The sequence below is a fragment of the Prosthecobacter sp. genome, from assembly GCF_044227185.1.
Classification (GTDB): Bacteria; Verrucomicrobiota; Verrucomicrobiia; order Verrucomicrobiales; family Verrucomicrobiaceae; genus Prosthecobacter.
Window position 1 is genome coordinate 144725 of record NZ_JBGAFO010000002.1, and the last position, 22057, is coordinate 166781.

Here is a 22057-nt window from a genome sequence, read left to right on the forward strand (position 1 = left end):
CGGGGTCTCCGGCCCCCTACTGATCACTTCTCCTTCAGCTCCTTCATCCACGCCGGGTGCTGCTTCTTATACTCTTGAAAGGCTTCATGCTCCGCCTTGGAGATCTTCCCATCCTTGTTCGTGTCGATAAACGGGAACAGCCACTCCCAGCCGGGCTTCGCCTCGCTCCAGGCTTCCTTGGATTCCCACTCGCCCGTCGTCACTCCACCGCCCTTCGGCTTCAGGTTCCCGCCCGTCCATTTCAAAATCTGCCCGCGCTCCCGCAGCCGCCCTTGCAGCTTCCCCACATCCACCGCCTGAACCGGCACACCGGCATGGATCGCCTGCGCCGCCGCCACCCCCGCCGACTCGCCCATCACGCAAAACACCGGCTCCATGCGCGCGGACGCATACGCGATGTAGCTTGCAGAAAAGCACACCGGCACCAGCAGATTGCCGCAGTCCTTCGCCTTCGGCGTCAGTGCGCGATACGGGATGGGATAGGGATGTCCCGTGCCCTGCGAGCCGCCCACAAACATGTTCCCCTCCGTCGCCACGCCCATCTTTCCCGTGGCGGGGTCAGCCACGGCGTAACGACGCACGGGATAAATGTCCACGCCATACAGCGCCAGCCCCACGCTGTCCTCCACCTGGGTCTGGTTCCACACATCCGCCAGAGTCAGCACATACGGCCCCTGCATGCGCCGTGTGATGCGCACATAGAGCTGATTGGGCCAGCCCTCCGTGTCCGCATGCATGGTCCTGTCCAGCCCCAGCGCGGCCGTCTCCTCACGGAACTTCTGCGGCACCCGCTCGTCGTTGCTCAGAAAGTAATGCAGCCCGCTCAGGTAATCCTGGTGCTGCCGCCATACGCGAGACTTTCTCACCCAGGCCCCATCCTGGTAGTAACGGCTCACGCCCAGCGGAGCAATGGTGACAAGGGAGTCGCGCTTGTAGTTGTATTCGCCGCTGTTTCTCCAGCCAGGAAAGATGTCGCGCAGGCGTTTGAGCAGTTTCTCCTCTCCGCCCTCGGTGGTGCGGACCAGATGCTCCACATAGCGGCCCACGAGCTCGAAGTCTTTGGCATCATACCCTTCCGGCTTTTTAAAGGCGATCTTCTTCTCCGCGTCACGGGTCACATACAAGCGGTAGTTGTAGGCCTGCGTGTAGTCATCCGCCGCGCCTTTGGGCAGTCCGTGATCTTTGTCCACCAGCGGAAGGAGTCCGCTCTTCGCATCGCCGGGGACGACATAAGGATCGATGGGCGTCCAGTTCGTTGCTGGCCCCACGCCCGCGAGTTCTTCATTGAAAACATCTTTCGACTCGCGGCCCACGCTGTAATGCACTCCGGCGGCACGCAGCACATCGCCTTCGTAACTGGCATCGATGAAGACCCTGGCCTCGATGGTGGCGGCATCGCGCTGCGTGGCCTGCGGTGCGGGGACGCCGTGAGCATCCGGCGGGGCGAGTTCGAGCACGAGCCTGTGGATCGTGGTGCCAGTCTTGCGCGTTCTTTCCACACGGTGCTCAAACAGCACTGGAATCTTTTCCTCCTCCAGCCACTTCGCGAAGGCCTCGCGGATCAGATCCGGCCTGTTCCCCAGCTTGAAGACGCGGCTGGTCGTGAGCCCGCCCACCGCCTCCGGCGCAGCGCAGTCCTGCATGGGCTTGATCCCCGCACCGAGAATCCCACCCACCCAGCGGCTGGGTTCCACAATCAGCACCGAGCACCCCTCCTGGCGCGCAGCCACCGCGGCAACAATGCCTCCCGGCGTGGCTCCATACACACACACGTCCACTTTTTGCACCGCGGTTTCCGCCAAGGCAGGGCGAAGGGATGAAAGCAGGACCCAAAGTGAAAAAACGAAAAGCTTCATGCAGAGTAACAGGCCACGGGTTGTGAGCCTGTCATGCAGCATCTTTTTCCTCTCGCCTAATCCGCGACACCCAGTTCCAAAGTCTTCCAGCGGTGGCTCCAGGCGCGGTTCAGCTCCTCGACCAGAACCTCCAGTTGATCCAGTTCCTGGACGGGCAGACGCAGCAGAGGTACGCCCGTGGAGGCAAAGAGAAGATTCACAAACATGTCGCGTTCCTTGGCCTTGATCGAATTGTGGCTGGCATCATCCAGCTCGATGCCCAGCATCGGCATCCAGTCGTCATTACGGCAGATGAGGAAGTCCACATGCTTCTGGCTGATCATCTGAAAGGCCCCGTTGCGGTTTTCATGCTGAAACACGTCCGCCAGCCGCGGCTTGATCTGAATGCGGCAGCGCTCCTGCGTGATGTGAAGCAGGCAGGCATGAAATCTCGCCTCCGTGGGTGTCAGCAGTGGCTTGGCCGTGTATTCAAACGGAACAGCCGTACGCATCTCGGGATCAGGAGCGATGAGTTTCATGCAATTATGGTTTTTATAATCACAATCATCACGCCTGACAAGTGCGCATGCTTATTTTCGTGAGCTTATGGAGGCTCGGGCTGACATCTATTGCGCTTCTCGGCTGGCTGCAGGACTCATCCACCAAACGCATCACTCGGCACGCCCTGCGCTCCAGGACGGCAGATGAAGAGGCGTCCGGCGAGGGGCTCCTCCAGTCCGGGCTTCTTGCCGGTGGTGATGTAGAGATCACGCAGATCGGGACCGCCGAAGGCACAGGCAGTGGTTTCAACGCAGGGGAAGTCGATCTGCGTCTCCACCTGGCGCGTAGCGGGATTGAAGCAGACCACTTTGGCACCGTGGCAGAAGGCGATCCACAGGCGGTCTTCGCTGTCGATGGTCATGCCGTCGGGTGAGGAGGGATCGGCGCTGGTATCCCATACCACGCGCTCGTGGGTGATGGCGCTGGTGGCTTTGTCGAAGTCGAAGGCGCGGATCTTTTTGCTGGGCGTGTCGATGTAATACATCGTGCGTGCGTCACTGCTCCAGATGATGCCGTTGGAGTTGGTGACGGGGCCGAACTTTTTTTCGACGCGGAGGTCGGTGTGGAGGCAGTAAAGGGAGGCATCCGGGCGCTTCTGGAGGCAAATGGTGCCGGCCCAGAGGCGGCCGGCGGGGTCGCATTTGCCGTCGTTGAAGCGGTTGTCGGGGAGGTTGGGTTCGGGATCGGCGATGAGGGTGCTTTGGCCGGTGGCTTCATCGAGAAAGAAGAAGCCGTGATCTCCGGCCCAAAGCAGGCCGCCGCTGGCGCGGGGGACGACGGTGCCGACGCGCTGGCCCACGTTCCAGACCTTTTCTTCTCCGGTGGAAGGGGTGAAGGCGATGATCTTATAAGATTCAATATCAACGTACAAGAGACGGTCGCGGTGCCAGATGGGGCCTTCGCCCCATTCGGAGACGTGGGTGGTGATGGGTTCGGGAGTCATGGGGTGGAGCGTTTGGGAAGGGTGATGAAGGCTTCGGCGAGGTAGTGGGGGATGAGGGGCTGGGCAATGAGGGTGGCGAGCTCGGAGGGGGGGAGGGACTGGACGATTTTGGCGAGCTTGGCGGCGTCTGGTCTGGCCGTTTTGAATGGCAGATTGAGCGGTGGTTTGGGGTCAGTTGTGTACCATATTCCGCAATCGGAGGCCTTTTTTTGGGCGATTTCGGCGGACACGATTTCGAGGTCGGGGCGCAGCCTGCCGTTCTCGACGCGGGCGAGATAGAAGCTCTGGCGGCGGGCATCGCCGATGACTTGGTAGGCGGGAGGGGTATCGAGGTCCAGGCCGGTGAGGGAGGACCAGGCGGCGCACCACACATTGCGGGAGAGGGCGATGCCCTGGGCGGCGGCGATGGCGATGCGGACGCCGGTGTAGGAGCCGGGGCCATTGCCGATGACGATGCCGCTGAGGTGATTGCCGGCTGTAGTGAGGGCTTCTTTCAGCGGGGCGAAGACCTGGGCGTTGTGGGAGCGCTCGGACTGGAAGGTGGACTGGAAGAGGACGTCATCTCCATGCACGACGGCGATGCTGCCGTGGGCGGTGGAGAGGTCGAGGGAGAGGAGCATGCGGAGAAAAGGACGAAATCAGAATAAGGAATGACGAATGGATGAGGCGTCAGGATTTGGAGGATTCGGTGACGGTTCGCAAGCCGTCAGCGCTGGCTTCGATATGGAACCAGCGGGTGTGGGGCGGGAGGAGGTCGGGGAAGAGGTCGGCCCATTCGACGATGATGAGGCCGGGTTCGGTGAGGAACTCGTCCCAGCCGATGCCGAGGACTTCGGCGGCGGAGTCCATGCGGTAGAAGTCGAAGTGGAAGACGGGGAGGCGGCCGTCGAGGTATTCGTGGACGAGGGTGAAGGTGGGGCTGGTGACGGCGGCCTGGGACTGCATGCCGGCGACGATGCCGCGGGTGATCTGGGTTTTGCCGGCGCCGAGGGTGCCGCAGAGGGCGATGACATCGCCTGCGGCGAGGGTGGGGGCGAGCTGCATGCCCCAGGCGTGGGCGTCTTCGGCGGTGGCGAGGGTGGTCATGAGGAGTGCCTGGAACGGAAGTTGAGTTGCACCGGAGAGATCGGAAAGGCGCAGAGATTTTTCAGAGGTGGGCGAGGCTTGTTATGCGGAGCCAAGAGAGTGAAGGTAGAAAAATTAGGGGTAGAAAAATTTCAGAATCTGAAGAGTGGGAGAGCGGGCTTTGCGAGGTCGAGAGAGGATGGAGATTTGCACCGCAAACATTCCTTCGAGATTGGGAAGGATTAAGGGCAAAAAGATAAGGGGCAAAAAAATTTCAGAGCCGGACGGTTGAGAGACTTTCAGGGGGGCTTGGATGAGACGGAAAGCTCCAGAGGGCTGGAGCACTCCAAGACGCAAAGCGGCGGCGGAGTGGGGGGGGCTCAGGCGTCGGCGCTGAGGGCGAAGTGATCCCAGCCGGTGCTTTCGAAGTCGGGGGGGCGGCCTTCGCCGGGGGGGACGAGCTTGCCGATGATGGTGAGGGGGAGCTTGGGGAAGGCGAGGCGCCACTTCTGCAGGAGGGACTTCACGCTGCGGGGATTGACGGCGAGGAGGAGCTCGTAGTCTTCGCCATCGCCCCAGGCCTGGTCGAAGGTGCAGCCGGGATTGCAGGGCAAGGAGGCGACATTGACCTGATAGTGGGTGCCGCTGGCGAGGGCGAGGCGGGGAAGGTCTTTGGCGAGGCCGTCGCTGATGTCCATCATGGCATGGGGATGGGCATGTTCGGAGAGCCAGCGGCCTTCTTCGAGCCGGGGCTGGAATTTGAGGTGCTTGCCATGGATGGAACCGCCGAGGCGGCCGGTGACGAGGATGACATCGCCCGCCTTGCCTTCGCTGCGGGAGAGCCAGCGCTTGGAGGGGACGGTGCCGCTCATGGAGATGGAGAGCATGAGGACGAGGCCGCGGGAGGTTTCGCCGCCGACGATGTTGATGCCGTATTCTTTGGCGATGGCGCGCATGCCGCGATAGACCTCGGTGAGGAAGGCCACCTCCATGCTGGGTGGGGCGACAAGGGTCACCATGGCGTGGCGCGGGGTGCCGCCCATGGCGGCGAAGTCGCTGACGACACGGGCGATGGCTTTGCGGCCGATGAGGCGCGGAGGAGTTTCGAGGGTGAAGTGGACGTCCTGCACGAGGGCGTCTGTTTTGAGGAGGGTGTGTTCGTCCTTGGAGCCGCGGACGACGGCGCAGTCATCCCCTGCCCCGGCAATGACGTCGCTGTCGAGCTTCACGCCGCGCATGAGTTTGCGGATGAGGTTGTCTTCTCCGATGTCGGCCAGGGTCGGCATGTGGGGCTTTGGCTGTTTTAAGCGTGTTGGATGTGCCGACAATGACGAAACCAGAATGAGGAATGACGAATCAATGTCGAATGGCGGACGCCGGATGAAGGGTGGATGCGGGGTGCGTCCGGGGCGGATGAGGGCGCGTGATTAAGCGGGCCGAGTGGAGAGAGGTTGACGGGAGTGTGGCGTGCACGGCAAAGGTGTGGCGGAGCTGCCTGGCAGACGCTGCTGGTGGCCGCTGGGTGTGGCGGAATGCTGGGTTTGCTTCCCGGTCTGATGGATGATACCCAGGGTCGCCTCGCCCAGGCTCGGCTGACCCTGGGCTATGTTCCGCAGCCCCGTTGGGGCTGGTGTGCGGCGGTGTGGTGTGGCGGATGGAATGCCTTGGACGGGGCATCGTGGGCAAGATCATGTGGAGGGCGTGCATCATGGCTACTGCTTCACGACCACATTTGTACCATCGAAATGGAGGAGGCGGTTTTTGAGGCCGCGGAGGGCTTGCTTGTGGATGTACACTTCGGTGCCGCCGATGGGGTGACGGTGCTCGGTGGCGGCCTGGGCGCCGCTGATCCAGGTGAGCTGGCACCACTCCTGGCCGCTGAGATCTCCCTGAGAACAACGGACGTAGTCGAGGTGAATGACTTCGCCGGGATGGCCGATGGATTCGCTGGCGTGCTTCGAGGCCAGGTAGTCTGCGAAGGCCTGGGAATAGATGAGGCCGTTGCGGAGACGATGGAGGACCATGGACATCGGATAAATGACGAAACCAGAATGAGGAATGTCGAATGACGGAGCCTGAAAGCGACAAAGCGCGGGACGGGCAGGGCCGTTCCGCGCTTTGTGAAGAGGACGAGGCGTCAGGAAGCGGGGAATCAGCCGAGAGCGGCCTTGTAACGGTCTGCCACGGCGGTCCAGTTCACGGTGTTCCACCAGGCGGCGATGTAGTCGGGGCGCTTGTTCTGATACTTGAGGTAGTAGGCGTGCTCCCAGACGTCGCAGCCGAGGATGGGGGTGCCGGAGCCGTCCATGAGGGGGTTGTCCTGATTGGGGGTGGAGGTGATGGCGAGCTTGCCGTCCTTCACGACGAGCCAGGCCCAGCCGGAGCCGAAGCGGCCGACGCCGGCCTTGCCGAAGGCTTCCTTGAAGGCGTCAAAGCTGCCGAAGGTGGAGGTGATGGCGTCAGCGAGAGCACCGGTGGGGGCGCCGCCGGCATTGGGGCCCATGATGTTCCAGAAGAGGGTGTGGTTGAAGTGACCGCCGCCGTTGTTGCGGATGGGGCCCTGGACGTCTGCGGGGATCTTGGAGATGTTTTTGCAGAGGTCTTCGACGGACATGGCCTCAAGCTCGGGCTTGCCGGCGAGGGCGTTGTTGAGGTTGGTCACGTAGGCGTTGTGATGCTTGCCGTGGTGGATCTCCATGGTCTGCTGGTCGATGTGGGGCTCGAGAGCGTTGGAGGGATAAGGCAGGGGGGGGAGGGTGTGGGCCATGGTGGTGGGTGGGTTGATTTGAGGTTCTCGGGGGTTAGTATCGTGGATACGGGCGGGGGCAAGAGGAAGGTTGTTCCTACTTCGGGGACTGAGGGATGCTGAGGGGAGAGTGGCCGGGGAGGCGGCGGAGGGGGGAAGGGATTGTAAACTGGGAACTGAAAACTGAGAATTTCAAATTGGGCGGGGGATGGGTGCTGGTTGAAGGCTGGGGGACGTGCGGGGCCGGACTCGGAGAGTGCGGACCACGCCGCGTGGGGTGGGCTGGGGAGCTGGGAGGTGGTTTGAGAGCCTGGAGGACGCGCGATACCGCACACGGAGTGTGGGGACTACTTCGTGTGGGATAGGCGGGGGGCTTATGGGCTGGGGGAGGGGCAATTGGGGGATGGGCGAAAAAGGGCGGGCGGGCGGGACGTTCGTAGGGGACTGCCATTCTCGTTTCTTCCTTCCTTTCTTCCTTCATTCATGAAACATGCTTTGATCTTCCGTGTGGTCCTTGGTCTGATTTTGAGTTCGTGCCTGTCTTCGTGCGGGGTTGCGTTTCGGTCTGCGTGGAGGAAGGCGCCGGTGACTTCCCAGGTGGAGGGGAGGTGGCAGGGGACGTGGCTGAGTGATGCGAACGGCCACCAAGGGGAGCTGCGGTGCGTGGTGTCGGAGCTGAAGGACCTGCAGGGGGACCACGAGTTTTTCTACCATGCGACGTGGAAGAAGATCCTGAGCGGGAGCTACAAGGCGGTGCACCGCACGAAGAAGCAGCAGGATGGGAGCTACCGCTTTACCGGGGAGCACAAGATGCCGGACTGGGCGGGCGGGCTGTACCACTATGAAGGGACGATCAAGGGGGATGACTTCAAGGCGAACTACAAGTGCGCGATGGACCACGGAACGTACACGATGAAACGCGTGCGGTGAGCAACCATGCGGGCGGGTGCGGGTTCATCCTCCTGCGTCATGCTTTGCCTGTGACATCTGATTCATGAAGTGGTTCCACAGTTTTCGTGCCAAGCTGATCCTGACGGTGTTTCCGGTGGTGGCGGGGATCACGATAGCGACGCTGGTGCTGGCGGAGGTGAAGTTCATGGAGTCGTACCGGAAGCTGTTTGAGGAGCAGTTTGACTCGCAGATCAGCAGCTATTCGGCAGCGAGGAAGAAGCGGACGGAGGCGCTGTCCAAGGTACTGGACAAGATAGCGAAGGAGCCGGAGCTGCTGGAGGCGATCTCGAAGAAGAATCTGGGTGCGGCGTGGCAGACGCTGCGGGCGGAGCTGGAGTCGCTGACGAGCGAGCGCATTCTGAGCGATGTGCCAGGGGCGGGCTTGATGAGGAGCGGAGGGCCGCCGGGGACGCCGCCGCACCCGGGCCCGATGCCGGCGGCACGAGCGGGAGGCAATGACACTGACAAGGACAAGGACAACCAAGGGAAAGACCGGGACAGGGAGAAGGACCGGGACCGGGACAAGAACAGGGAGTACGTGCTTTCAAAGCTGCCGATGTCGCAGCAGCCGTCGATCGACCTCATTGATCCCGAGGGGAACTTTGTCATGTCATCGAGGAAGAACCTGCCTGGCGCGCGCGGGATGCTGCTGCCCTCACGACTGCGGGAAAGCGCGACGAGCGCGGAGTTCCGGCGGAAGTCGGGGAAGCTGCTGTGGCTGGGAGAGCACAAGCTGAAGGACATCCTGAAGGAGCAGGAGATCGGCTACATGCGCCTGGAGTACGGGGAGGACAACCGCTACGAGCAGGTGAGGGAGATGTACATCACACCGCTGCGCGACCCGAAGTCGGGCGAGTTTCTGGGGGCGATCTTGTTTGGACTGCCGCTGCAGGTGCTGGCGGAGAGGGTGCTGTATGAGCAGACGAAGCACTCGGACCTGGGGGAGATCATGAGCGGGGTGTGGGTGGAGGAGGGGCTGGTGAGCACGACGATCCCGAAGGAGGAGCGGGAGATCGTGGCGGCGCACATTGCGGACTCGATCCACCACACGCACCGGACGCAGCGGGGGATGGCGGTGTGGATCAACGGGGAGCGGCACCAGATTTACTACCGGGTGCTGAATCCGGGCTCGCCTTTTCCGCTGGCGGCGCAGGTGAACCTGTACCCGCTGGCGGTGATGGACAAGGAGCTGGGGGAGCTGCGGCGGGATGTGGGGGTGCTGGGGGTGGTGTCTCTGCTGATCGCGCTGGTGGCGGTGCTGTACATCTCCCGCGGGCTTTCGGGGCCGATCCGCGAGATCGTGAGCGGGACGCACCAGATCGAGCGAGGGAACTTTGATGTGAGGGTGCCGGTGCGGGGTGAGAACGAGCTGGCGAGGCTGGCGGCGTCTTTTAATGAGATGGCGGCGGGGCTGGCGCTGCAGGAGAAGTACCGGAGCGTGCTGAATGCGGTGGCGGACCGGTCTGTGGCGGAGCAGCTGATCACGCAGAGCGGGACGCTGGGCGGGGAGCTGCGGCATGTGACGATGCTGTTCTGCGACATCCGCGGCTTTACGGCGCTGACGGAGAACATGCCGCCGGCGGATGTGATCGAGCTGCTGAACGAGCACATGACGGCGCTGACGGGGGTGGCGTATGAGCACGGGGGGATCGTGGACAAGTTTGTGGGGGATTTGATCATGGTGCTGTTTGGGGCGCCGCAGAGCACGGGGGAAGATGCGGTGAAGGCGGTGAAGTGCGCGCTGAACATGCTGCGGGTGAGGCGTGAGCTGAACGAGGTGTCCAAGCACTCGCTGGAGGTGGGGATAGGGCTGGCGACGGGGCCGGTGGTGGCGGGGTGCATGGGGTCTGACCAGCGGCTGAGCTACACGGTGCTGGGACACCGGGTGAACCTGGCGTCAAGGCTGTGCAGCATCGCTCAGGCGGGGGAGATCATCATGGATGATGAGACGTATGAGGACTCGAAGAGTTTTATTAACGCAGTGCCGATGCCGCCGATGCAACTGAAGGGGATTTCGGAGGCGGTGCATCCTTGGAGGGTGGTGGGGTAGCTGGATGCTGGGGATGGTTCTCTGTTCTCTGTTCTCTGTTCTCTGTTCTTGGTTCTCGGTTCTCGGTTTTCTGTTTGGGGGGGCTTTGGGTTGTTTTGTGGGGTGGTGGTGGGTGGGCCCTCTTGGGGAGAAGGGAAGCCGGGCTCGGAGAGTGGGGGCCACGGCGCGGTGGGAGATGTGGGAGGTGCGAGCGAGGGTTTTTGGGGCGCGGCAACAAGTCTGCTTTTGTGGGTGGAAGAAATGGGACGGATGGGGAGGATGAGACGTATTTGAGGAGTGGGCGGGGCGAAGGGCTTGACGGGCTGATGAGGCGGTCTTGACTTTGCTCCTCCTTCCCTGCCCTGCTCTGGCTGCCTGGCTGCCTGGCGGGTCGCGGGTTCATGCGTTATTCGTCATTCGTCATTTTGTTATCATTCTTTCTCGATGTCTTCCTCACGTGCCAAACCTGATCTGCTCGCGAAGCTGCGTGATGTGCCGCATGTGCCAGGGGTGTACATCATGCGGGACCGGCTGAACAGCGTGATCTATGTGGGGAAGGCGCGGGATCTGCGGAAGAGGCTGGCGAATTACTTCACGCCGGCGAGGTCTCAACTGGCGGACAGGAAGACGCGGGCGCTGATCGCTAGCATCTGGGACTTTGAGCTGCACGAGGTGCGCAATGACACGGAGGCGCTGGTGCTGGAGGGGCGGCTGATCAAGGAATTCCGGCCGCGGTACAATGTGACCTTCCGGGATGACAAACGGTACCTGATGGTGCGGGTGCACCTGGGGGATGAGATTCCACGGCTGGCGACGACGCGGCTGAAGAAGGATGACGGGGCGCGGTACTTCGGCCCCTTTCCGCATGGGACGGCGCTGCGGACGACGCTGAGCTGGCTGAACAAGAGATTTGGCCTGCGGGTGTGCCGGCCGCTGAAGCCGGGGGAGGCGGACTACAAGCACTGCAGCAACGACATCATCAAGAACTGCTCGGCGCCGTGCATCCGGCGGATCTCGCTGGAGGAGTACAAGAAGCGGATGGAGCAGGCGTGCGAGTTTCTGGAGGGAAAGTCGAAGGATCTGGTGAGCGCGCTGGAGGAGGAGATGCAGCATGCGGCGGCGCGGATGGACTTTGAAAAGGCGGCGGAGCTGCGGGATATGGTGGAGGATTTCAAGAAGACGCTGATCCCGAGCCGGAGCTTTGAACGGGGGACCCGGGCGCGGGTGATCCGGAGCATCGACCCGATGGCGGATGTGAGGGAGCTGCAGGAGCTGCTGCATCTGGAAAAGACGCCGCTGGTGATGGAGTGCTTTGACATTGCGAACATCGGCACGGCGCACTGTGTGGCGAGCATGGTGCGGTTTAAAAACGGGGTGCCGGACAACTCGAACTACCGGCGGTACCGGATACGCGCGGTGAGCGGGCAGAATGATTTTGTGAGCATGGCGGAGGTGATACGGCGGAGGTTTTCACGCATCCTGCTGGAGGGCAGGCAGGCAGCGGGGAGTGATGCGGAGTTTTCCCAGGAGGAGCCGCTGGAGGCAATGCGGAGACTGGAAATGACGAATGATGAATGCGGAGCCGAGCGGAGCGACACAGACGAGCAACGCGAGCCCGGAGGGGGGCGAAGCGAATCCATGACGAATGACGAGAATCCAGAGGCGATGGATGGAAGACGGAAGGCGCCTTTTGTGAGGCTGCCGGATCTGGTGATCGTGGATGGTGGCAAGGGGCAGCTGGGGGTGGCGGTGGCGGAGCTGCAGAAGCTGGGGCTGCACGGGCTGCCGATCGTTGGTCTGGCGAAGGAGAATGAGGAGGTGTACCTGCCGGGGGAGAGCTATCCGGTGATTATTCCGCATGAGCGGGGGGCGCTGAAGCTGCTGCAGAGGATCCGCGATGAGGCGCACCGGTGGGCGAACGGGTACCACCAGCTGCTGCTGGGCAAACGGGTGGCGGAGAGCGTGCTGGATGACTGCCCGGGGATCAGCGATGCGCGAAAGGCGGCGCTGCTGAAAGCGTTTGGCTCGGTGACGCGGCTGAGGAAGGCGACGGTGGAGAAGATCGCGGAGGTGCCGGGGATCAGCAAGGTGCTGGCGCAGGGGGTGAAGGAGTTTTTGGAGAGCCGGAGCTAGATGCTAGATGCTAGATGCTAGATGCTAGATGCTAGATGCTAGATGCTGGATGCTGGATGCTGGATGCGGCCGAAGATGTTGCGCGGCGCAAGGAGTTTGCTGAGCTTTTGACTCGCAAAGGCAGGTCTGTGTTTTATAAAAAGCCTGCTGCGCAACTAACCAGCGCTTCAACCCTATGGAGAACTATCGCTGCCGCCCATGCGTGAAGGATTATGAAGGTGCCAGTTTAGCGAATGTCAGACGCTGCCCGCAATGCGGAGGGCCGTTGCTGAGCCTCGCGCAACTGCTGAAGCATGAACAGGAGACTCAGGAGGCGCTGAACCATTTGCGGAAGCAATCGGCTGCGTATGTGGCGGGATGTGCGCTGCTGATAGTGGTGGCAGTGTCGATTCTCTCGTTTTTACGGCCGTCCGAGCTTCCCGATGTGTTCAGATACGTGGTGTTTGGGGTTTCCGCTGCCTGCATCGGCGCGGCAGGCTTATGGCTGTCCACAGCGCAAAAATTTTGGATGCTGTCAGGCTCGATCTTGCTGCAGGCTGCCGCATTGGTTCATGCCTTTGTTGCGAATGCTTTGATGAGCCAGATGATGATGCCGGGCTCCGTTAAATTGATGGTCGCGGGACTGCCGCTGGGCGGAGCACTGCTAGCATGGCACCAGTTCCGTTCTTATTGCCAATTGCTCAAACTGGAGCAAAGCAAAGGAAGGGGAAGCCGGGTGAGCATGGGGAAGTGAGTTTTCCCACACTTAGCTTTTCATTTGAGCAGATATTCCAACTGGCGGAGGCGGAAGATGACGCGAAGCGAGAGATTGCGGACGAGTTTCGAGTCGGTGGACGATTGATGAGGTTACTCGTTGTCGATGACTTCGCCGGGGTCGTCGAGGGCGTGGGCTTTGAGGTCTTCGAGATCGACCCACTCGAGGACGGATTCGTGGGTGGCGGAGAGGCAGACGGGCGGGGCGCAGCCGGCATCGAGGGCTTCCTTCCAACGGGTGACGCAGAGGCACCAGCGGTTGCCGGGCTTGAGGCCAGGGAAGTCCCACTCGGGGGCGGGTGTGGTGAGGTCGTTGCCGCTGAGGTAGGAGAAATTGAGGAACTCCTCGGTGGCCTCGATGCAGACGGTGTGAAGGCCGACATCGCCAGGGCCGGTGCGGCAGTACCCGTCGCGGTAGAAGCCGGTCATGGGCTTGCGGCAGCAGCAGGTGAGGGGTTTGCGGAGGACGTTTGTGCGCATGAGGGGACTATGAACGCGGCGGGTGGGGAGCGCCAGGGGCTTGCACCGCGAAGGCCGGAGAATTGACCACGGAATACACTGAACACACGGAAACAGAATGAGAGGTTTTCACCTTGCTGGATTACGGCTGCCTCCAAGAGGGGCCGACGGGTGCAGTGGGCGGAGACAGCGTGGCGGCAGGAGCGGTTTTGTCGATGTGATTGTCCTTCATGGTGACGCCTTCGGTGGCGCATTTGATTTCGAAGGCTTCGGCGAGATTGGCCTGGATGTGGTTGCCGCTGATGACGGTTTCGAGAGGCGGGAGGGTGGCTTTTTTGTCGCCGCTCATGCCGATGAGGATGTTGTGCTTGCAGTTGATGAAGGTGTTGCCGGTGACTTTGGCGCGTTTGACCTGGAAGTAGCCATTGGCGGGGGAATCGGGGATGCCGAGCATGAAGCACATGGCGCTGCGCTCGTCATCGCCAGTGAGGTTTTCGAAGCGGTTGCCGGTGACAACGTGGTCTTCGCCGATGATGCGGACGCCGCCGGCGCCTTTGGCTCCGGCCCCGATGAAGGTGTTGTTTTCGACGGTGCAGGCATTGCCGTGGCGGAGGGTGAGGGTGCCGGAGACGCCTTGGAAGGTGTTGTGACGGTAAACATTGCCGCAGGATTTGTTGGAGATGCACTCGGCTTCGCCATCGCATTTCTCAAAGAGGTTGTGCTCGACGATGCAGGCGGCGGTCTGCATGGAGGTCTTGCTGTCGCCGAGGCGGATGGTTTCGCCGCCGTTTTGACCAAGGCGCGGGCGGGGGCCGAAGTGATTGTGGTCGATCTGGTGTTGACCCTGGTCTTTGGATTCGTTGGAGAGCCAGACGACCATGGTGGTGCCCAGGGTGGTCTTGCCGGCGATGTAGCAGTGGTCCACGCGATTGCGGGCGCCGTAGATGGAAACGAACTGGGAGGACTTGGCGGAGGTCAGCGGTGTGTCGTTGGTGACGGCGCAATTCGTGATGCGGGAGTCGGTGGCGAGCTGCTTGGAGTCACGGCGGAGCTCGATGACCTGATCGCCGGTGGGGTTTTGAAACCAGAGGCCGTCCACGATGATGTGGGAGCCGCCGACGGAGAGGCGGGAGGCGCCAGTGAGGATGACTTTGCCGGGGGTTTGGGCTTTGATGGTGACGGGGTTCGCGGCGGTGCCGGTGGCGGAGAGTTTGAGCTGGGCATCCGCCCAGGTGCCGTCCTGGAGGATGAGGGTGTCGCCAGCAGCGATGCTTTTGGCGGCTTCTGCAAAGGCGGCGGCATCGGCGACGGGGATGTCTTTGGCGAAGACCGGGATGGCGAGAAGGAGGGCGAAGACGGCGGGGCGCATGGCGGTCGCAATTAAGAGACGGAGCCCGTGTTATCGGCAAGCATGATTTCCGGGTGCGTCACAGGTCTGGCGTTTGCTTTCGCGAGGTGGTCAGTCATGCTGGTGGCCATGAAACCTAATCTTGTCTGGTTTGATATTCCGGCGGTCGATCTCGGCCGAGCGATGCGTTTTTACTCGGCCGTGCTGGGGCGGGAACTCAAGGAGGAAAATTTCGGCGGGGTGCCGACGGCGATGCTGCCGACGGCGGATGGCGGGCAGCAGGGCTGCGTGGTGGTGGTGAAGGATTTCAAGCCTTCGGCGGATGGCATCATGATCTACTTTGATGTGAACGGGCGGCTGAAGGAGGCGGTGGCTGCGGTGAGAGCGAATGGGGGGACGGTGCAGACGGATGTGCACTCGATCGGACAGTATGGGTTTCGCGCGGAGGTGCTGGATTCGGAGGGGAACTGCATCGCGCTGCATGCGGAGACGGAGGGGTGACGATTCGATAACAGCCAAGCTTTTGTAAGCGCTCGCCAGATTTCGTTGTCATTCAAAACTCCAGCTTGAGTATGTTACTATGTTTCCGTTTCGAACTCCAAAAAGGACCGTGTGGCTAATCACTTGGGAGTACATGCGCGATGACTATTTTGAGCAATTGGGACGGCGAACAATTGCCGCTGTGCTGGATAGTCGGGCTTCGGATGATTTTGTTAGGCGGTACCTTCCCTTGCTTTATTCCACTGAACGGACGTTGCTGAATTTCGAAAAATATGGAGAAATGTATCTCCAGTCCATGAGGCGATACAGGAATCCAGACTGGAAGGATGCCGTGGCAGAGGCTGGTTCGCTTTCGTTTGGTGGGCACCCATGGTTAATGGCTCGTAAAGTCGATGGGTTTTTCATCGACGTTTTCGATTATGAAACAGAAAACGTATATTGGACTGAGCGTGAAGGTTATCGGATGAAGCGCGATGGTGAAGTCGAACTTCTCAGGCCTCGTCGCAATGTTAAACTCACCTCACACAGTGGCGATCACGTCACTGAGAAGCTATACTTTGGAGATGACGCTACCCCTCCGAGGAAGCCGCGAAAGAAGGTCGAATAAATAGTGCAGACAGCCCTCTACAGCGACACGCCGCGCTTCCAGGGAAGGAAGTCGTCTTGACCTAGAGCGACCGCTTTGGGGATGTATTCGCCGCTGGCGGTGGAGATGACGAGTTCGAGCATTTCTTCGCCCATTTGTTCGACGGTTTTCTGGCCGGTGATGATGGGACCGGTGTCGAAGTCGATGAGGTCGGGCATGCGTTTGGCGAGGTCGCTGTTGGTGGAAATTTTGAGGGTGGGGCAGACGGGGTTGCCGGTGGGGGTGCCGAGGCCGGTGGTGAAGAGCATCATGTTACAGCCGCCGCCGGCGAGGGCGGTGGTGCTTTCGACGTCGTTGCCAGGGGTGCAGTAGAGGGTGAGGCCGCCATGCTGGCGGATGGGCTCGGCGTAGTCGAGGACATCGACAATGGGGCTGGTGCCGCCTTTTTTGGCTGCGCCGGCGGATTTGATGCCGTCGGTGACGAGGCCGTCGCGGATGTTGCCGGGGCTGGGGTTGGCATCGAAGCCGGAGCCGCAGGCCTGGGCGGTGGCTTCGTAGGCGCGCATGAGGCCGACGAATTTGTCCGCAAGCGCGGCGGTGACGCAGCGGTCGCTGAGGCTTTGCTCGACGCCGCAGAGTTCGGGGAACTCGCTGAGGACGGGTGCACCGCCGAGAGCGGCGAGGAGATCGGCGGTGTGGCCGATGGCGGGATTTGCAGAGATGCCGGAGAAGCCGTCGCTGCCGCCGCATTCGACGGCCATGATGAGATTGCTCAGCGCGCAGGGCTCGCGGGTTTGTTCGTTCGCGGTGGCGAGGTGGAGGAAGGTGTCGCGGATGGCGGAGGCCATCATGTCGCGCTCGGATTTGCTCTTCTGCTGCTCGTAGATGAGGAGGGGTTTTTCCAATTTGGGATAGAGTGCGGCCATCTCGCTTTCGAGGAGGCTGACCTGGGCGTGCTGGCAGCCGAGGCTGAGGATGGTGGCGCCGGCGACGTTGGAGCTGTGGATGTACCCGGCGAGGAGGCGGCAGAGGGCCTGGGCATCCTGGCGGGTGCCGCCGCAGCCGAGGCCGTGCTCGAGGAATTTGACGCCGTCGATGTTTTTGAAAACGCGGGCGGCGGTGGCGGAGGTTTCGGCTTCGAGGGCGGTGGCCTGGATTTCCTCGCGTGAGGCGCCGGAGCGGTGGAGCTCGACGAGGCGCTGGGCGAAGCGCTCGTAGGGGGAGGTTTTGCCGTAGCCGAGGCTGCGGGTGAGGGCCTCGCGCATGAAGGCGAGGTTGCGGTTTTCACAGAAGACGAGGGGGATGACGAGCCAGTAGTTCGCGGTGCCAGCGGGGCCGACGGAGCGTTTGAAGCCATTGAAGGTACGGGTCTTCCATTTGGAGACATCCGGAGGTGTCCAGGTGTAGTCGCGCTGTTTGCCGCTGAAGGCGGAGGTGGCGTGGACGATGTTATGCGTGTGGATGAGGGAGCCGGTGGCGATGGGCTGGGTGGCGCGGCCGACGGTGACGCCGTACATGGTGACGAGGTCGCCAATGGCGAAGTCGTGAGCGGCGAATTTCTGCTTGGCGGGGATTTTTTCGCGCAGGGTCCAGGAGGTGCCGTGCAAGGAGAGGGCGGTGCCGGCGGCGAGATCTGAGAGGGCGACGATGGCGTCGTCGGCAGGGTGGACTTGGAGGATGGAGGCCATGATGGGGCAGGAATAAAGCGCAGGCTGGCGGAGGGGAAGGCGGAATTTTGAACTTTGCGCGTCACTCTTCAGGTCCTTGGATCATACGGTCGGCGCGGTTAGGAGACTTTGGAACGCCTCTCCCCGAAGGAAGCTCAGAGCTGCGACATCTGGGGCGGGGAGAGGGGTTTCGCGCTGGGAGGCTCGATACACATGGAAGTGTAAGCGCACAGGATCAGCCTGAAGGCCGGTTTGCGTAACGCCTTCCAGAAGGGTGGGCCCGGGCCCGAATAGTTACCTTTGCGCTTTCCGCCAGAACGGGTTAGAACGGGGATTATGCTCGAAATCAGCAATCTCTCCCATGTTGTTCCCGGAAAAGGCAAGGAGCCGCTGCGTGTGCTGGAACAGGTCAGTTTCATGGCACCAGGCGGGCATGTGCTGGCGCTGATCGGGCCCTCCGGCAGCGGGAAGACGACGCTGCTGCGCATTTTGGCGGGACTGACGGAGCCGGAGGCGGGAACGATCACGCTGGGGAAGCGGGACGTGATCAAGCAGCCGCTGTATGCGAACCAACTGGGCTGGGTGCCGGCGGGGGATGACAATTTGATCGACCACCTGACGGTGCGGGAGAACCTGATCAGCGCGGCGATGCTGCGGGGGGCGGGGCGGACGCGGGACGAGGTGCTCTCCCGGGTGTCTCATGTGCTGGTGACGGTGGGGCTGGAGAACATCGCGACGGAGCGGACGTCTGCGCTGGCGCTGCCGCAGCGGCGGCGGCTGAAGCTGGGGCTGGCGCTGGTGGCGGACCCGGTGATCGTGCTGTGTGACGACTTTACGGTGGGTCTGGATGTACGGAGCGAGCGGGAGTTTGAGGCGCTGCTGAAGATGGTGTCCACGGACCGGCCGGACCGCATCGTGATCCATGCGACGGACTCGCTTTCCAACCTGGGTGCGTATGACACGGTGGTGGTGATGCACGAGGGATACGTGGCCTTTCACGGACCGGCGCGGGCGGTGCCGCACTACTTCACGGTGCCGACGTATGACGAGGTGTATGCGCGGCTGGCGAAACGCCCGGCACAGCGGTGGGGCGACTCCTGGATGAAGCACCGGGATGCGTACTACGCGGCCTTCAAGCTGGGAGGGAGCGTGGCGGACAAGCTTTCCGCGGCGGAGGATGACCCGGGTGATGAGGACCGGACGATCCTCATGAAGCAGAAGGGCGACGAGGACGAGGTGAAGAAGCCGGTGGACGCGGAGGCGAGGCCGATCATTCCGCTGCCGGGGATTTTCAGCCAGGCGCAGCATCTGGTGAAGCGGCGGTGGACGCTGCTGCGGCGCACGCCGGGAGAGTGGATCACGCATGCGGCGCTGCTGGTGGGTGCGCCGGCCGTGGCGGCGCTGCTGCTGCTGCCGAATTTACGAAATCTGAAGGATGTGAAGGGCGGCAACACGTATGCGGATGTGCTGTGGCCGGCGGCGCACACGGTTTCGATGATCATGCTGATCCAGATTTTGCTGGTGATGTTCATGGCGGTGCGGCTGGGGGCGTGTGAGATCGCGGGACGGCGTGCGCTGTATGAGCGGGAGAGGATCGGCGGGGTGAGCCCGGCGGCGTGGCTGCTGGGGTGCCTGCTTTTCATGCTGCCAATCATTCTGGTACAGAGCGTCTGGATGGAAATGTTTGTGGACATCGTGTCCGGAGGACTGCCTGGAAACGGGGTGGCGAAGCTGGTGTTGCCTGCGCTTTCAGGCGCGGCGTTTGCGGCGATCTGCCTGGGGATTTCCGCGAACTCCGGGAACAGGGATCGGGCGCACAGCGTGTCGCTGACGCTGCTGTTTGCGAATGTGCTGCTGTGCGGGGCGCTGCTGGGCTTTCCGAAGATCATGGGACAGGTGGTGCATCCGTTCATCACGGCGCACTATGGGTGGTCCGGGATCATCGATTCACTGGCGAAGACGGCGTATTTCAATCCGATCGAGAAACTGGTGAAGACGTGGTTTGCGACGCCGGACCTGGCGATGAGCATGCTGGGGGTGCATTTCCTGGTGGGCGTGGTGCTGGCGTTTGTGGGGCTGAAGCGGAGGGGATGAGGCTGAGCAGTTAGGCCGCCCCTTCAGGGCTGCGGCTGGCGGTGCCGTGGACCCAGGGCGATGCCCTGGGCTGCGATAGGCCGCGCCTTTGGCGCTTCAATCCGTCCCAAAGAGGCTGCATTCTCGGCTGCTTCCGCTTGCACGATGAGGAAGCGAGTTCTTTCCATGTGCTGCCGTTCCACCTGATCTCTTGACCACTTCCTGACCTCCGGCTTTTCTCTCCCCTTCCCCATGCTCAATTTTGTCCGCTTCAAGCACGCCCGGTTTTCCGCCCGTTTTCCTGACACGTTTCGCTATTCGCGCTCGCACTACTGGATGGCACCGGTGGAGGGGGAGACGAACCTGTGGCGCGTGGGGTTTACGAAGTTTGCGACGCGGATGCTGGGCGAGCTGGTGGACTGCGAATGGAAGCCGGGAGATGGAGCGAAGGTGACGCCGGGGGACAACATCGGCTGGGTGGAGGGCTTCAAGGCGGCGTCTGATGTCTATTGCGTGATGGAGGGCGCGTTTGCCGGCGGGAACCCGGAGCTGAAGGTGGATGCGTGCATCGTGCGGAGTGATCCGTATGAGCAGGGGTGGCTGTATGCGGTGCGGGGGGAGCCGGAGGCGGAGTCACTGGATGTGCATGGGTACATTGAGCTGCTGAGCGGGACGATTCAGAAAATGGCGGAGGAAGGCCATGGGGAAGAGGGTGCGGCGGAGGAGTGAGGTGGGGGGACGGTGGAGTGATGGTTCTCGGTTCTCTGTTCTCTGTTCTCTGTTTTTGGGGTTTTGTGTTGTTTTGTGGGGTGTGGGTGTTGGGGGGAGCAGAAGCCGCACTCGGAGAGTGGGGATCGCGCCGCGGTGGGTTGAGAGGTTTGTTGTTGCTAAGGCGGGTGGTTTCTGAAAGGATCGGGGCATGCGCGCAGAGGGAGAAACGGAAAGGAGGCCAGGGTGGGCTGTGCGTGCTCGCTGGGTTTGGGCGCTGATCCTGCTGGGCGTGGGGGGCGGAGGGGTGTGGTGGGTGAATCGTGACGTGGCCTCGACCGTTTTGATGGACGGGACCCACGTGCGATATCTGGGCCTGGTGCATGGGGAGGCTTTACCGCATTCGGAATTTGAGGAGGCGTTTTATGCGTACTCCGCGAACCACTTTGAAGCGCCTGACATCCTTGAGATTTTGCAACGGATGGTCAGCCAGCGAAGCCTCCCCCCACCTGAGTACTCTCACGTGCCTGTTTTGCTCAAGGTTCAGGTGGGAGAAACTGATGGCAGACGTTTCGAGGGAAGAGTCATCCTGCAGGATGACTTTGGTTCTTCTCAATCTTTGAGCTCGCGATGGCGGCCTTTGTTTTGCAACTGGGATGCGATTCCCCACCGCAATGCGATGCTGGTGTTTCGAATCGAGGATCCCTCCGGAAAGTCATCGGGACATCTGGAGGTGCGAAATCCCTGCCACCAGCCGGTGCGGGCTTTTGTGGGCCTGCCGGCCCCGGTGAACGCATCGACACCGGCAGGTAGGGTGCAACTGCGCAAAGTCGTGTGGGAACACCCCGCCCCAAACTCGAAGGGTGTTTCCAACATGCGGCTGGAGTTTGATGTTTCGCAGTGCGGAGATCTGCTGCCCTGCCATGTGATCGGGGTACGCATCTCGGACTGCTGGGGAAACTCCGAGCTGATCCAGGGTTCCGCATCTCAGGATGGTAGGACGGTGAATGCCTTCTGGCAACCCATGGGCAGTAGCAGGACCGTGATGCAGGATTCCCACTGGCGTGTGAGGCTGGCCCTGAGCCGAGGGGTGGGCGCCAAGATGCCTGCGGGCCGGACGGCGGTGTTTGAATCGATTCCGATGGGGGATTCTCACTTTGTACAGACGCGGGCCATCGCCGCCCAACGGTTCATGCTGAATCACCGGGGGAGTGAGAAGAGGAAGGTGGAGAATGGCATGTGGCTGAACTTTGCGTATGTGCAGCTTCCCGGAGCGAGAGTGGATGACTGGCCGGTGCTGACCCGGGTGACGGGACATCTGGCAGGTGGTGGCAGCGAGGTGTTTGACCCGCGAAAGGTGCGCGAGGAATTTGGGCAATTTAGCTGCCACCCCATTCGTGTTTTCAACGACGCTCATGGTCCGACGGTGGCGGCGACGACGCCCACCTTTGACCTTCGCTACTGGGTGCCTGCGACGTATGAGACCGTGGATCTGGAGTTTGCGATCGAACGACCGGAGGTGTTTGAGTTTGATGTGCAGGTGGCGGACTGGCCGGAGGAGGCGAGGAGGTAAGCCGGGACATCAGGTGCTGCCTGCAACCGTGGAAGCCAGACCGCACATGGAATGTGCGGACCACTTCACGAGCGGTTGTTCGGGAGGTGATGCGCGAGGTGGAGGCGTCTTTGCGGGCAGGAGTGC

The 22057-nt window shown here is 61.8% G+C and carries 20 protein-coding genes; 9 read left to right on the forward strand and 11 right to left on the reverse strand.

Features of this window, described 5'->3' with window-relative positions; all coding sequences use genetic code 11:
• Nucleotides 1-23 precede the first annotated feature (23 nt).
• The 8 genes from ACILSQ_RS05090 to ACILSQ_RS05125 form a co-directional block, all read right to left on the reverse strand.
• Nucleotides 24-1802 (reverse strand): FAD-dependent oxidoreductase, encoded by a 1779-nt coding sequence (locus ACILSQ_RS05090; protein WP_395742502.1) that lies wholly within the window; start codon nucleotides 1800-1802, stop codon nucleotides 24-26.
• Nucleotides 1803-1912: 110 nt separating this feature from the next.
• Complete coding sequence (locus ACILSQ_RS05095) at nucleotides 1913-2374, reverse strand: DUF2726 domain-containing protein (RefSeq protein ID WP_395742503.1); 462 nt, start codon at nucleotides 2372-2374, stop codon at nucleotides 1913-1915.
• Nucleotides 2375-2490: 116 nt separating this feature from the next.
• Entirely contained in the window at nucleotides 2491-3339 is an 849-nt protein-coding gene (locus ACILSQ_RS05100) for an SMP-30/gluconolactonase/LRE family protein (RefSeq protein ID WP_395742504.1), read from the reverse strand.
• On the reverse strand, nucleotides 3336-3959 hold the full coding sequence (gene tsaB / locus ACILSQ_RS05105; RefSeq protein WP_395742505.1) for a tRNA (adenosine(37)-N6)-threonylcarbamoyltransferase complex dimerization subunit type 1 TsaB: 624 nt from the start codon (nucleotides 3957-3959) through the stop codon (nucleotides 3336-3338). The genes ACILSQ_RS05100 and tsaB overlap by 4 nt, the downstream gene beginning before the upstream one ends.
• A gap of 49 nt (nucleotides 3960-4008) precedes the next feature.
• The gene (tsaE, locus tag ACILSQ_RS05110; RefSeq protein WP_395742506.1) at nucleotides 4009-4425 is read right to left on the reverse strand and encodes a tRNA (adenosine(37)-N6)-threonylcarbamoyltransferase complex ATPase subunit type 1 TsaE; all 417 of its coding nucleotides are present in this window, start codon (nucleotides 4423-4425) and stop codon (nucleotides 4009-4011) included.
• Nucleotides 4426-4784: 359 nt separating this feature from the next.
• The gene (locus tag ACILSQ_RS05115; RefSeq protein WP_395742507.1) at nucleotides 4785-5690 is read right to left on the reverse strand and encodes a thiamine-monophosphate kinase; all 906 of its coding nucleotides are present in this window, start codon (nucleotides 5688-5690) and stop codon (nucleotides 4785-4787) included.
• A 426-nt stretch (nucleotides 5691-6116) separates the two neighbouring features.
• Nucleotides 6117-6428: a hypothetical protein gene (locus ACILSQ_RS05120; RefSeq protein WP_395742508.1), complete on the reverse strand. Its 312-nt coding sequence runs from the start codon at nucleotides 6426-6428 to the stop codon at nucleotides 6117-6119.
• A 128-nt stretch (nucleotides 6429-6556) separates the two neighbouring features.
• Nucleotides 6557-7171 (reverse strand): superoxide dismutase, encoded by a 615-nt coding sequence (locus tag ACILSQ_RS05125; RefSeq protein WP_395742509.1) that lies wholly within the window; start codon nucleotides 7169-7171, stop codon nucleotides 6557-6559.
• A gap of 462 nt (nucleotides 7172-7633) precedes the next feature.
• Between ACILSQ_RS05125 and ACILSQ_RS05130 the strand changes: the two genes are divergently transcribed.
• From ACILSQ_RS05130 to ACILSQ_RS05145, 4 genes are all read left to right on the forward strand, one after another.
• Complete coding sequence (locus ACILSQ_RS05130) at nucleotides 7634-8080, forward strand: hypothetical protein (RefSeq protein ID WP_395742510.1); 447 nt, start codon at nucleotides 7634-7636, stop codon at nucleotides 8078-8080.
• Between the two features lie 64 nt (nucleotides 8081-8144).
• On the forward strand, nucleotides 8145-10151 hold the full coding sequence (locus tag ACILSQ_RS05135) for an adenylate/guanylate cyclase domain-containing protein (RefSeq protein WP_395742511.1): 2007 nt from the start codon (nucleotides 8145-8147) through the stop codon (nucleotides 10149-10151).
• 423 nt (nucleotides 10152-10574) lie between these two features.
• Complete coding sequence (locus ACILSQ_RS05140) at nucleotides 10575-12263, forward strand: GIY-YIG nuclease family protein (protein WP_395742512.1); 1689 nt, start codon at nucleotides 10575-10577, stop codon at nucleotides 12261-12263.
• A gap of 202 nt (nucleotides 12264-12465) precedes the next feature.
• Nucleotides 12466-12996 (forward strand): hypothetical protein, encoded by a 531-nt coding sequence (locus ACILSQ_RS05145; protein ID WP_395742513.1) that lies wholly within the window; start codon nucleotides 12466-12468, stop codon nucleotides 12994-12996.
• Nucleotides 12997-13109: 113 nt separating this feature from the next.
• On the opposite strand, the gene ACILSQ_RS05150 is transcribed toward ACILSQ_RS05145, so the two are convergent.
• Nucleotides 13110-13496: a DUF2237 family protein gene (locus ACILSQ_RS05150; RefSeq protein ID WP_395742514.1), complete on the reverse strand. Its 387-nt coding sequence runs from the start codon at nucleotides 13494-13496 to the stop codon at nucleotides 13110-13112.
• 121 nt (nucleotides 13497-13617) lie between these two features.
• A complete protein-coding gene (locus tag ACILSQ_RS05155; protein WP_395742515.1) occupies nucleotides 13618-14844 on the reverse strand; it encodes a polysaccharide lyase 6 family protein in 1227 nt (408 codons plus the stop codon).
• Nucleotides 14845-14952: 108 nt separating this feature from the next.
• Here ACILSQ_RS05155 and ACILSQ_RS05160 point away from each other — a divergent pair, with 108 nt between their 5' ends.
• The gene (locus tag ACILSQ_RS05160; protein WP_395742516.1) at nucleotides 14953-15324 is read left to right on the forward strand and encodes a VOC family protein; all 372 of its coding nucleotides are present in this window, start codon (nucleotides 14953-14955) and stop codon (nucleotides 15322-15324) included.
• Nucleotides 15325-15457: 133 nt separating this feature from the next.
• Nucleotides 15458-15931, forward strand: a complete 474-nt coding sequence (locus ACILSQ_RS05165) for a hypothetical protein (RefSeq protein WP_395742517.1) — start codon at nucleotides 15458-15460, stop codon at nucleotides 15929-15931.
• A 17-nt stretch (nucleotides 15932-15948) separates the two neighbouring features.
• On the opposite strand, the gene ACILSQ_RS05170 is transcribed toward ACILSQ_RS05165, so the two are convergent.
• A complete protein-coding gene (locus ACILSQ_RS05170; protein ID WP_395742518.1) occupies nucleotides 15949-17598 on the reverse strand; it encodes a UxaA family hydrolase in 1650 nt (549 codons plus the stop codon).
• A gap of 315 nt (nucleotides 17599-17913) precedes the next feature.
• On the opposite strand from ACILSQ_RS05170, the gene ACILSQ_RS05175 reads away from it, so the two are divergent.
• The 3 genes from ACILSQ_RS05175 (at nucleotide 17914) to ACILSQ_RS05185 (ending at nucleotide 21931) form a co-directional block, all read left to right on the forward strand.
• Entirely contained in the window at nucleotides 17914-19671 is a 1758-nt protein-coding gene (locus ACILSQ_RS05175; RefSeq protein WP_395742519.1) for an ATP-binding cassette domain-containing protein, read from the forward strand.
• A gap of 231 nt (nucleotides 19672-19902) precedes the next feature.
• Nucleotides 19903-20379, forward strand: coding sequence for a glycine cleavage system protein H (locus ACILSQ_RS05180; RefSeq protein WP_395742520.1), 477 nt, complete (start codon nucleotides 19903-19905; stop codon nucleotides 20377-20379).
• Between the two features lie 502 nt (nucleotides 20380-20881).
• Nucleotides 20882-21931, forward strand: a complete 1050-nt coding sequence (locus ACILSQ_RS05185) for a hypothetical protein (RefSeq protein ID WP_395742521.1) — start codon at nucleotides 20882-20884, stop codon at nucleotides 21929-21931.
• Nucleotides 21932-22057 lie beyond the last annotated feature (126 nt).

Excerpts from the sequence above, each read along its gene's own strand:
- ACILSQ_RS05095 (WP_395742503.1), bottom strand. The coding sequence starts at position 2,374 with ATGAAACTCATCGCTCCTGATCCCGAGATGCGTACGGCTGTTCCGTTT.
- ACILSQ_RS05100 (WP_395742504.1), bottom strand. The coding sequence starts at position 3,339 with ATGACTCCCGAACCCATCACCACCCACGTCTCCGAATGGGGCGAAGGC.
- tsaB (WP_395742505.1), bottom strand. The coding sequence starts at position 3,959 with ATGCTCCTCTCCCTCGACCTCTCCACCGCCCACGGCAGCATCGCCGTC.
- tsaE (WP_395742506.1), bottom strand. The coding sequence starts at position 4,425 with ATGACCACCCTCGCCACCGCCGAAGACGCCCACGCCTGGGGCATGCAG.
- ACILSQ_RS05115 (WP_395742507.1), bottom strand. The coding sequence starts at position 5,690 with ATGCCGACCCTGGCCGACATCGGAGAAGACAACCTCATCCGCAAACTC.
- ACILSQ_RS05120 (WP_395742508.1), bottom strand. The coding sequence starts at position 6,428 with ATGGTCCTCCATCGTCTCCGCAACGGCCTCATCTATTCCCAGGCCTTC.
- ACILSQ_RS05125 (WP_395742509.1), bottom strand. The coding sequence starts at position 7,171 with ATGGCCCACACCCTCCCCCCCCTGCCTTATCCCTCCAACGCTCTCGAG.
- ACILSQ_RS05130 (WP_395742510.1), top strand. The coding sequence starts at position 7,634 with ATGAAACATGCTTTGATCTTCCGTGTGGTCCTTGGTCTGATTTTGAGT.
- ACILSQ_RS05135 (WP_395742511.1), top strand. The coding sequence starts at position 8,145 with ATGAAGTGGTTCCACAGTTTTCGTGCCAAGCTGATCCTGACGGTGTTT.
- ACILSQ_RS05140 (WP_395742512.1), top strand. The coding sequence starts at position 10,575 with ATGTCTTCCTCACGTGCCAAACCTGATCTGCTCGCGAAGCTGCGTGAT.
- ACILSQ_RS05150 (WP_395742514.1), bottom strand. The coding sequence starts at position 13,496 with ATGCGCACAAACGTCCTCCGCAAACCCCTCACCTGCTGCTGCCGCAAG.
- ACILSQ_RS05155 (WP_395742515.1), bottom strand. The coding sequence starts at position 14,844 with ATGCGCCCCGCCGTCTTCGCCCTCCTTCTCGCCATCCCGGTCTTCGCC.
- ACILSQ_RS05160 (WP_395742516.1), top strand. The coding sequence starts at position 14,953 with ATGAAACCTAATCTTGTCTGGTTTGATATTCCGGCGGTCGATCTCGGC.
- ACILSQ_RS05165 (WP_395742517.1), top strand. The coding sequence starts at position 15,458 with ATGCGCGATGACTATTTTGAGCAATTGGGACGGCGAACAATTGCCGCT.
- ACILSQ_RS05170 (WP_395742518.1), bottom strand. The coding sequence starts at position 17,598 with ATGGCCTCCATCCTCCAAGTCCACCCTGCCGACGACGCCATCGTCGCC.
- ACILSQ_RS05175 (WP_395742519.1), top strand. The coding sequence starts at position 17,914 with ATGCTCGAAATCAGCAATCTCTCCCATGTTGTTCCCGGAAAAGGCAAG.
- ACILSQ_RS05180 (WP_395742520.1), top strand. The coding sequence starts at position 19,903 with ATGCTCAATTTTGTCCGCTTCAAGCACGCCCGGTTTTCCGCCCGTTTT.